General features: G+C 50.8%; 8 protein-coding genes. 1 reads left to right on the top strand and 7 read right to left on the bottom strand.

Annotation, left to right across the window (positions count from 1 at the left end; genetic code table 11):
• Nucleotides 1-201 precede the first annotated feature (201 nt).
• The 5 genes from Pla144_RS12630 to Pla144_RS12610 form a co-directional block, all read right to left on the bottom strand.
• Nucleotides 202-831: a hypothetical protein gene (locus Pla144_RS12630; RefSeq protein ID WP_146451023.1), complete on the bottom strand. Its 630-nt coding sequence runs from the start codon at nt 829-831 to the stop codon at nt 202-204.
• A 326-nt stretch (nt 832-1157) separates the two neighbouring features.
• The gene (locus Pla144_RS12625; protein WP_197530641.1) at nt 1158-2345 is read right to left on the bottom strand and encodes an FG-GAP repeat domain-containing protein; all 1188 of its coding nucleotides are present in this window, start codon (nt 2343-2345) and stop codon (nt 1158-1160) included.
• 68 nt (nt 2346-2413) lie between these two features.
• Nucleotides 2414-3379 (bottom strand): aldolase/citrate lyase family protein, encoded by a 966-nt coding sequence (locus tag Pla144_RS12620; protein WP_197530640.1) that lies wholly within the window; start codon nt 3377-3379, stop codon nt 2414-2416.
• Nucleotides 3380-3466: 87 nt separating this feature from the next.
• Complete coding sequence (locus tag Pla144_RS12615; RefSeq protein WP_146451021.1) at nt 3467-5188, bottom strand: right-handed parallel beta-helix repeat-containing protein; 1722 nt, start codon at nt 5186-5188, stop codon at nt 3467-3469.
• Between the two features lie 52 nt (nt 5189-5240).
• Nucleotides 5241-7652 (bottom strand): LamG domain-containing protein, encoded by a 2412-nt coding sequence (locus tag Pla144_RS12610; protein WP_197530639.1) that lies wholly within the window; start codon nt 7650-7652, stop codon nt 5241-5243.
• A gap of 333 nt (nt 7653-7985) precedes the next feature.
• On the opposite strand from Pla144_RS12610, the gene Pla144_RS12605 reads away from it, so the two are divergent.
• Nucleotides 7986-8873 carry a helix-turn-helix domain-containing protein gene (locus Pla144_RS12605; RefSeq protein WP_146451019.1) on the top strand — a complete coding sequence of 296 codons (888 nt, stop codon included), beginning with the start codon at nt 7986-7988 and terminating at the stop codon, nt 8871-8873.
• A gap of 77 nt (nt 8874-8950) precedes the next feature.
• Here the strand turns inward: Pla144_RS12605 and Pla144_RS12600 are convergent, their stop codons facing one another.
• Nucleotides 8951-9760, bottom strand: coding sequence for a TerC family protein (locus tag Pla144_RS12600; protein ID WP_146451018.1), 810 nt, complete (start codon nt 9758-9760; stop codon nt 8951-8953).
• A gap of 26 nt (nt 9761-9786) precedes the next feature.
• Nucleotides 9787-10851 (bottom strand): histidinol-phosphate transaminase, encoded by a 1065-nt coding sequence (gene hisC, locus Pla144_RS12595; RefSeq protein WP_197530638.1) that lies wholly within the window; start codon nt 10849-10851, stop codon nt 9787-9789.
• Nucleotide 10852: the final 1 nt, after the last annotated feature.

The following is a 10852-nucleotide window of genomic DNA, read 5'->3' as shown; positions in this document are numbered from 1 at the left end:
TCTCAAGAGAGATGCCCTCAAGCTTCCTAGCTTTTATCGTCCGCTGCTTCTAACGGCGGCCTTTCCTAAGTTCCGAGGTTTGGCACGCCGCCGCTAGCGGTCGCTAGATATTCTGCAACATCATTAATCTCGCCAGGGCGAGATTGTATTTCCAAAGCACTCTACCGAGTGTTCTGTTGGGCCGAAATTGCAATCCTAATCTCATGCTATCAGGTGGCGTCTGAGCAGAAGAAATAAACCGACGCCTGCAAGCGGCCCAAATAAGCAAGCAAGGACGAACCAGAATGCAGGTAGGAGTATTGGGTTTTGAAACGGATTAGGAGATGTGACAATCACAGCAACGAGCGGACCAACGATTGACACGGCAATCATTGCCCTCGCACCCCAGCCAGGCTTATGCAATTCCAGACACGACAATGGCAGGATAGCCATCGGTCCAGAAGTAACGTACAGAAACAACCAAGTCTCAGAACTCAAGCTGTTAGTCGAGCCGTATTTAAAAGCCGTGCCTACAGGAGAGCCGTATATCCCCGCCCCTCCCAAGAGCCAAAGCATACTTAGTAGGCTGGCAAATACTCCGAATACAATTACTAGACGCAGAACATTACTTTTCGACGAACGTGAGTCTATTCCGCCGGCATGTCCACGGAGCCAGCCGGGAAGCAAAAAGCTCAACGCGTACAACAATCCCCACAGGCAAAATATCCCCATGGACGCCAAACCGTGAGCAGGTTCCATGCCGAAAACGTGATAGAAAAAAACGACGATTCCCAGATAGATAAACGCCGCAAGCTGGAAGCAGAACCAGATATAGAAAACATGCAACGCCATGGGCTAGCCTACACTCCCACATCAAATGCCGAAAAGACTGGATCACGACGCTCAGCACCCGAACATAGCATTTCAACCGAGGAATTGTCAATAACGTGGATGGTGTCACAAAGGTACGGGGTAATTCAGCTGCGATAGCCCATCCCCGCTTCCTCACTCTAAATGGTGCTTTGTCACACTACCACCCCATGTACAGAGGATTTATCGACCGCCGCTACTTGCGGCAGCTCAGGCTAAGTACAGCGGATTGACAAGTTGCCGCTAGATGAGTGACTGATAATCTTCAAATTTCGACATCTCGGAGCAGGAAAAGTACATTTTTATGATCATTTGTAGGTGTTGCCACTCTTGTGGGGATTCTCATACCACACCACGCCCAAGCCATGCCCTCCTTGACGTTCTTCGCAGGTGAGGAGGTCAAGATCGCCGTCGAAATCCAGGTCGAGTAATTCGAGGCGATCATATTTCTCGCCTGCATCGTTGCCGCTGATCGCGTGAGTGCGCCATTGGTCTTTCAGAGGTGAGTCTTCGTATTCGAGCCAAACTACCGCGTGCTTCCCGGAGCTGTTTGCGGTAGTCAAGGCTAAGTCTTGGCGGCCATCGCTATTGATATCACCAACGGCTACTGCCCGGCTATCACCCACATTGCCGCGAACGTGAATCTCGTACGACTCCCAACGGTCTCCAGTTGCTTCCAAGCGGCGAAGATAGAGCAGTCGAGGCGCCACTTCGGCGACGATGGCATCTTCGAGTCCGTCTCGATCCAGATCGACCAAACACATACTGAGCACCTCCTTGTCACGACCTCCCATGAAGTGGTTCTGCCAAGGTTGCTGCTGGGGAAGCCCTGGTCCTGGATTTTGCAGCCAACGACAGGCACGCAGCTCGCCATAGCGGTCGGAGATAACCAGATCGGTGTGACCGTCCTGATTCATATCGCGCTGCCAAAGTGACATCAGCCACCCTACAGGAGAGATCACATGCCATTGAAACCCTTCCAAATTGCGTGGGGATGGCGGGGCCTCAAACCAACCCAATTGGGCGTTCTCGTTCTTCCCTCCCGCGATGATGTCGATGCCATGTTTGCCGTCCACCTGCATCCCCCAGGCAAACATCCATTGCATGCGGTCTTCTGAAGCAGGAAGCATGGCTTGTTTCCATTCTCGCGGATTCAGACGCTGCATGCTGTCTTGGGGTCCCCAATGCACGAACATCTTTCGCTGCTTCCCTTCGCAGCAACTAACGACATCCAGCGTGCCGTCCTCGTCCAGATCTACCGCGACAGCATCTTCTACGTTGGGCGTGGTTCCCACGGTAACACTTGGCCATGGCTCACGGACTGTTTCCTTACCGGGATGGAAGCAAATCCGTGTAAGGCCACCTTCTTCCCAACCGGTGACCACATCGGGCAGGCCATCCCCATTCACGTCGCACAACTTGACGCCATCCGCGCCGTCGGAGGAAGTATCGATAATATGAGCAGCCCAAATTGGACCTTCTACTTCATAGGCCATTGCGTTAGTGCCTGTTAGGCAGAACCACAAAAAGGCTGTGGACCTGATACTGAAGAGCCAGTGTTCACTTACCATGGCATTTCACGATTCGTGTGTTTTCGCCCCGCCTCAGCCGAATCCTCGCGTCGACCGGCACCGATCATTACGCCAGAGTCGATCTTCGCAGCGACGTTGTCGGGCAACACATTGTCAAGAAAGAAGAGACCGTTCTTCTTGCACGCTGCCAAAACTTTACGGCCCGCGGCATCGACCTCGGGCGGCACTGGCGGATCTGCGCGACCTTCCAGATAACCAAACGACAAACCTAAATCACGCGGACCATGTTCTGCAAATGCTAGTCCGGGGACTGCCAGAGTAGTCTCACAGTTTGCCAACGCTTCTTGATCTTCAATTTTGACGCCAAGCATGATTTCCCCGTCAGGATTGAGCGGCCAAACGTCGGCCTTGGCGAGATAATCTTCTGGGCTGATACCCCATATCGAAGCAGCAAACTTCTGGCTTCCCCAGCCTCGAAGTCCCTCGTCCAATACATCACTGCCCTTTTTATGGTGGGGATAGCGGGCCGCTTGCACAAATCTTTTCACCGCCTCAGGGTCACGTGCCCGAGCCAGATGCACTCCATGTACACCCTGGGCAAGTGCCTGTTGAACCATCCAACCGTTTACTTTCACGGCCTCTTCATCGAGACCCAGCATCGGTAGCGAGACGATCACCGTGGGTGTTCGGTGACCACTGGGAGTCGGACCTCCTGCAACAAGACCGCGCATGAATTCTCGCAGCAACGCAAAATCAAGTGGCTGATGCTCCATATTGTAAATAATATAGTCAGCCCAGGTTTGCGCGGCTGCTTTCCCTTCAGTGAAACCGCCGTAAACATCATCGTAGTAGATGGGTTGATTCTGTTTGAGTAACTCAATGCATTTGTTCACTCGGAGCGGTTGAGAGGCGGAACCCCGTTCCTCGGCAGATAGCCGATGCCCAGCGATCAATAGTAGAACGAGAATTGTCAATCTCATACGGTAAATGATTGTCATGAATCCAACTCATTAGAGATAGAGAAAATAATTATTAGGTCAAGCAATCAATATCGCTGGCCCTGAAAAAGGTTTCTGGTTGGCAGTCTATTGAGGAACGAACTCATCAGCTCCTATGTCAGCGCTGCGACCAACTGGTCGTCGGTCCCCATCGATATCTGTCAGTGGCGCATGCTGGTCGGATCCGCGATCGATGCAGGGAGATTGCGATTGGAGACGATAAGTCGGCAGCAGATTAACTTTTGCAACGTGAGACTGGTTGCCCCAGACCACGACCTGATTCGCATGGTTTGACTTGACAACGCTCCAACGCCTGTCAGATTCGATAACTCGCCCGACCAAAGAATTCGGTTCCCAATCTGCGTCTGCAATCTGTAAGTTGGTCACAAACCTGCAAGAATCGAAATCTGCAGAGAGAACAGTCAGTTTCTTCAAGTCCTGGTCCAAGAAGGGCTCAGTATTCATATTTCCTTTGCCCGGAAATCCGCCGAGGACATTAGAAGAGATAATCGGTGTTTCCCCTTCGTATTTCAGTTTACCCCACATTATGTTATTCGCTAAAAGACGTGGAGCAAGTTGGGCATTGAATTGGATCAAGGTCATGGTATCCAAAAACGTATTGTTGGTCAGATGGACTTCGCTCGATTGGACGTAGAGCTGGTCCTTCTCTCCCAAGATATTGTTGACAAGCCTGGCGCGCGACTGCATCGTCATGCGGATCCCCCCCGAGTTGCTCTTAGGATTCGCATTTCCGAAAAAAAGGTTGTTCGACAAAAGAATGGAAAAATCCTCAGCATCGGGTAGTGGATCGAGCGGTCTGTCGTAGCGATGTTCCTGCCCCCCAATAAATAGAGCCCCTCCGTCGTCCGAGGACTTGTTTCCCACGAAAACGTTCCTCTCGATTGACGGCGAACTCCACAAAGCAACAAACAAGGCACCCCCATCGTTTACAGCCAGTGCCTGGTTCTCGATGAAGAGATTATTTTCAATTCGCGGCTTCGACCACTCAAAGATGGATACAGCGCCCCCGTCGCTGCTGCGATGCTGGTCAGATAAACCGGTTCTGTTTCCTAGAAACACGTTATTGCTAATGACCCCTCCGCAATGAGAGTAAAAGGCAATGGCGGCGCCACGCCCGATTTCGGTACGATTCTCTATAAAAAGGTTGTTCGAAATGAGGGGAGACGCTCCAGCGAGGGCACAGATCGCACCCCCGTCGTGGGCCTTTTCATGGAGATAATTCGGTTGCCAACTCAGAGGAGCTAGAGTTTGGTTATTCTGAAAACGGTTGTTTGTCACGATGGGTGAGGTTCCCTTGCAGTACAGCGCTGCTCCTTCACCACGCAGTTGGGATCCTTTGAGCACAAAGCCATCGAGTCTGGCATGATTAGATCCGAGAAGGATCCGGCACTGATCTTTTGAAACTAGAATCGTCTGAAATAGAAAGATGTCTCGATCCCAGTTAGCAGAGTCGAAGCCTCCAAAAAGTTCGACGTATTCACGCAATTGAAGTGCATTGCAAAGGTATTTTCCTTCCGCTACTAGAACCGCCGAACGTTTCTCAGCAGAGGCTTTGGGCATCTCGGCCAACGCCTTTTCGATAGATTTCCAAGGCTTTGACTGAGAGCCATCCCCCTGAGAGTCTGACCCGGTGGACTGAGCCACGTACCAGATGTGAGCGAAGTCTTCTCTTGCTACGGGAGTGCTCTGAGGGCCGATAGCCTGCTCCTCTGCCACCACCCAATCCGAGGTACACCAAAACGAGAAAGAACATCCAATAACTGCCAGCCAATGTATCGATTGTTTCATCAGAGCCTTCGGTTGATTCTCACAAGGTCCACTTGTATCAAGTAGACATGTATTAGCGGTCCACGAATTGCATGGCGAAAAGTTTGCTTCCACGCATCCGCATTACGAGTTGAATTGTCTTGCCTTGGAGATCTGAAAGATCATTTCCCTTTTCCAGCCAGGCAACTTCTGTGTCGATGAAGTCGCCGTTGACATAGATGCATTCATCAACGGAAAAACCAGGGATTGGAGCACCATGTGAGTCGAGGAGTCCGATTTGCGCGTAGCCAGTGGCGTCGGTATCGATATTTAGTGTCAATCGATTTCCATCAAAAGTCAATGGTTTCGTGACGACCATAGACTCTCCTTCATAAGGGCTGTCAAGCGAAACGAAACCATCTAACCTTTGGACGAGTCGATACACACCGCGCCCCGCAGGATCATGCCGGTAAGCTGAATGATATTGAGTCTCGCCGAAATAGTACTGCCAAATCTCATCACCACGGCGCACCATTCCATGAGCGATATAGGCATTCACCACATTACGGTCAGCGTGCCGACCAATTCCTACGTAGGCAGGTCGCGGATAGCGCTGCCAATCGGTCCCATTGCGACTCACTGCAAGCTGGGTCTCCACGCAACCCGAACCTCGCCCTCGCAGTGGGTCGACGAGGGCATGCCGTGCAGTTGGTCCATCCGGCCAATAGTGAAAATAGACGATTGGAAATGCTAGATAGGTATCTGGAGCCCAAGGGTATTTTTGCGCCTTGGTCACATAGATGTCAGTGCCCGGTGGATCCTCGGCTATTGGTCGAAATGCATGGGGAAACTCCAATCCAAAATCACCTGGAGTCAGTGGGCCATTATCTAGGTACCAAGGAAGAGGATTGCGGATTCTTTCTTCGGCTTGCCGCTCCCGATACTCTCCCTGGGAGAGTGGAGTGAATTCAACAGGTTCTGCCAAATCTTTGTGTTCGGTCATCACGGAACTCCGCTCCGTATCACCTGCAGGCGTCTGGTGAATACCCGATCGATGATAAGAAACGTAGACCTGACGTTGATCATCATAAAAAGTGCAAGATTGCGTACCCGAGCGGAACGGCAACGTCGCGGTTTTGTTTCTCCGCCATTGATAACCGTCGGGGGATGTATAGAGATAAATGCCGCGGCGATGGTAATCGCTGAAATACTTCCAGCGCTCTTCAGCCGGACCATTTGGATCGATGAAAGGGTTTCCCATGCCACCAACCATTTCAGCAATGACGATGCTTGACTTTGCCTGGTTGCTTGAATCTTCGCGAGAATTCATAGTGCCTGGAGCAGAAAAATGAATCCCATCCTGCGAGACTCGCACCGCCAGATGGTCCTTCTCTACACTGTTGTAGATGCGAATCAACTTTTGGGGATCGTCTACTACCGTCAAGTGTTTACGGAAACTGCCCCGGATATCCCCAATTACCAATTCAGCTCGCCGTGGCGGATTGACGACAAATTTGACATTATCAAGTTCAGTCAATAGGCTATCGTCGATGAAGAGATGTTTTCGGTTGCCTAGACGAATTGGTTCCTGGGATTCCACTTTGTTATCGAACAGCAAAGCTGGACCAGATTGCAAATTAAACTTTAAGCGTTGCGGAGCAAAGCTCGCTGGGGGGCGAAAAGATCCTCGATAGATTTGACCGACAGAGAATCGCAATTCATCCATGCATCCGGGAAGCGGTTGCTGCCAGTCATTATTTCGGCCAAGAGAAAGATAGGAGGGGGTTTCGGCGGGTAAACTTTCTAGCTGGCACTTTGCAGGTAGGGGTTGCAATTTTCCGTCAACATAGTGCGTCATTTGACTTTCATTGGCAGAAAACACGAATGCAAAGTGGTGCCATGTTTCATCCGAGAACTCCGTAGCCAAGCTTAGCTTCGTCTCGCTAGGATCATTACGGAAAATGAAATTCCGGCGATCTGCTGAAAGTGCCAAACTTGTCGTGGCATGCTTTCCAGAATTGGGAAGTAAGCCAAGCTCGAATACAATTCCCATCTCTTCGGTTGCTTCAGCCGCTCGGTACCAGAACTCAACGGTCCAATCGAAATCTCCTAGATTAAGTCGCGTATCAACCGGATTACAAAAACCTACTTCTTTTCGTAAATGATTCTCGCCAGCGGTCATCAATGCTGAAAAGAAGCTGTTATGCCAGAACATACGATCATCTTCGCCAGAGAACATTTGCCAGAGACTTTTCAAGCCGTAAGCATTAGTTCCCGTCGGATAATCGAGGGGGGGTGGTTCAATGATTGCCAGGGCATTGCCAAACTTTCCCGAGACAAGTCTCGCACCTTGCCCAAGCACCAAGGGATAATCATTCATTGAGGATGAATCGAGTACGCTGCTCGGATAGGCACTGGTAGGCTCGTCAAAGAGCCACAAAGCTGTTGTTTCCGCCCTTCCATATGTGGCCGAAACGAGGACTAATAATGCGACAAGGTATTTCATGACATTTCTCGCCCCAGCTTGAAACCAAGGCGCTCGGCAATCTCGCATGAATCCTTGTCCACCCAATTGCACTTGTCTCCTGCGAAGAACTAACCGTGGAGTTTAATCCAATAGTGCCGGACAATATTGGCATTTTCGGAAACTTGCTCTTCGCTCAACTCGCCAGCAGTTTTCCTGTGCTACCAATGCTACTTAAATCGTGGTATATAACTAAGTGCTTGGCTCGAATAGCCCCGATGGACACTCGTTCGCTAATCCGGAATTCTTTTGCCAAACCAGGATTTCCAATGTTGATCCAACAACACGCAACCGCTTCTCACAAGAAGATCTAGGATGAATCTCGATCAAAAAGGACGTGAACCAGTTCTGCGTCGAAGCAGCCCCGCCTATCCTGCGCTGCCGGAAAGTGGCATTCTTGTCTTTGAAAGCCATCATTCGACGACTTTTTCGATGGATTTTAAACGATTTCCCTTTTACAAGCTTTGCTGGATCCCTGTTGGTCGAGGCGCTCTTGAGTTCGGTTCGTCACGCTTGCCATTAGGTAAGGATGAGCTGCTACTAATTCCGGCAGAGGATGAGCACCGTTTTGTCGACAATCATTCAGCTCCACTGACCCTCGTGTTCGCTTTTTTCTCTCAAAAAGTTGTCAATGAGAATAAGGCTTTACAATTGTTGATGCCTGAATTCAAGTCTCGTTTTCAATCGCCATATCCGATTGTGCAAATGCATAGTTATCGACGAGGCGCGGTGCGTGACATTTTCAAACGCATGCTTCTAGAACAAACACACGGTGGGGCCGAAGCTGAAGCAATCCTGCATGCAGGACTCATTGATTTACTCGTGCATCTTTTGCGCAGCGAACCATTGGGAAAGGCAGCAAGCATCTCTCGTGAACAAGCGCTCGATGGAACTCTTGATTACATCGAGCATTTTTTCCATACAACAATCGCTGTAAACGACTTAGCAGAAATGTGCGGGATTTCTAGCCGTCGCTACTCAGACTTATTCAAACAACGTACTGGCAAGACGGTGGTGCAATATCTGAGCGAACGTCGCATTACTTATGCTCAAGAAAGGCTCAAGCAAACGGGGCAGATTATGTATGCTGCTTTGGCGGCAGGATTTAGCGATATCACACATTTCTACAGGGTTTTCAAACGGATGACCAACATGACTCCTGGTGAGTATCTTGAATCAGTCTCAAAATCCCGGGAGGAATAGCAGCGGCGCCATTTTCTTTGGCGATTTCAATGATATCACACTGCGCAATTGTTTTTTCGAACAGGTGGCTAAAACATTCAGGCTACTGAATGCTCCTTGCTTCGGCGCGAAGCACGCAGGTTGAGCATTTCCACAAAGAGCGAGAACGCCATTGGCGAATAGATGTAGCCACGTGGAATGTGCGTGTTCAAGCCTTCGGCTATTAGGACTACGCCGATCAAGATCAGGAACGCCAAGGCTAGCATCTTTATGCTGGGGTGTTGATTGACAAAGCGTGAGACGGGGCCGCTGAATGCCAACATGACCCCGATAGAGACGAGTACCGCGGTGACCATGATTGTCATCGGTACCCAATGCTCCGAGTAATCTTCCGGGCGGACCATTCCCACGGCGGTCAAAACCGAGTCGAGAGAAAAAACCAGATCGATGAGGAAGATTTGCACCAACACGGCAGTAAGGCTCGAGGCGGCTTTGGGGCCAGATTGTTCATCGTGTGGATCCAATTGGTGACCAATTTCCCAAGTCGCTTTTCCGACGAGGAACAACCCACCTAAGAGCAGCACGAGACTCTTGATCGTGATTGGAGTGGTTTCGGCCATTGCTCCCAATTCTCCCGCGTGCGATGAGTCCGTTGAATTCAGATTGAACGGCAAGTCAAACAGCACGGTCTTGTCCAGCGTGATGATCCAAGTGATGGCAAACAACAGAGCGATTCTACCCAAAGCAGCGAGCATGAGCCCGATCGTGCGGGCGCGGGGCTGCTCCTTTTCAGGGAGCTTGCCCGTCAAAATCGCCAGAAACACGATGTTATCGATCCCCAGTACGATTTCTAAAATCGTAAGAGTTGCCAGCGACAACATCGAGTGGGTAGTAAACAGTTCTTCCATGGTTCCATCCAGTAGATATTAGCGATTCATTGCAACATGGGGTTTAAGATCGTCAAGAAGGCTTCTATTTGGTCGTCGGTTCCCACAGTGACACGTATACCGTCGCCCCAGTTGGGGTAGTTCATGTAGCGGACCAGTACGCCGACCGATTTCAGATCTCGATATAGTTCTGCGCTCTCATGACGGGGATGTTTGCACCACACGAAATTTGCCTGCGAATCGACACACTCGAATCCCATCCCGCGGAGTTCATTGACGAGTCGTTTCCGTGTGGCAAGGATCGTCGCGCAATTCTCTGTGCGCCAAGTCTGATCCTCGATGGCGGCGGTGGCTCCCGCTATGGAGAGTGCGTCGCAGTTGTAGGAATCCTTCACTTTGGCTAGTTCGCGGATGACCAGAGGTTGGGCGACCACATAACCAAAGCGGAGGCCGGCCAAGGCGTAGGATTTGCTCAAAGTCCGAGTGACCAGGATTTTCTCGTTCTCGGCTACCAGAGAGAGGCAATTGGTTTCCGAAAAATCGACATAGGCCTCGTCAACAACTAAAGGGCAGGGGAGTGCAGCAGCAATTTCCGCAACTGCTGCTGATGGCACAATGGTCCCCGAGGGGCTGTTAGGGTTGGCAAGAAAGGCAAGTTTTAGTCGATCCTGGGGTGTGGAAAACTCATTTGGCAGCGACCAGTCGGGCTGAAAATTAACTACATCGACCCGGGCGCCTTGAATCTCCGCCAGCGATTTGTAGAGCACATAGCTGGGGTTCGGGTACCGGATGAGGTCGCCTGCATCGACGAATACACGGGTAATGATTGTCAGAATATCGTCGCTGCCGTTACCACAGAGTATCCAGTCGGGAGTGATAACTGGGAGCTCATCTGAGAGCATTTCGCTGAGTTGCATGCGAAAGGCTGTAGCCGTTGGATCGGGATAGCGTTGCAGTCCCGATTGGCAGACACGGCCAATCGCCGCCTTCACCTTGGGAGAACAAGGGTAGGGATTCTCATTCGTGTTGAGCTTGATGAACTTACCTCCCTGCGGTTGCTCACCGGGGGTGTAACCTTCCATCGCTTGAATGTTTGTTCGAACGTAGGTCATT

It is taken from the genome of Bythopirellula polymerisocia (assembly GCF_007860015.1).
Classification (GTDB): Bacteria; Planctomycetota; Planctomycetia; order Pirellulales; family Lacipirellulaceae; genus Bythopirellula; species Bythopirellula polymerisocia.
This window is presented reverse-complemented; position numbering and strand designations above follow the sequence as displayed.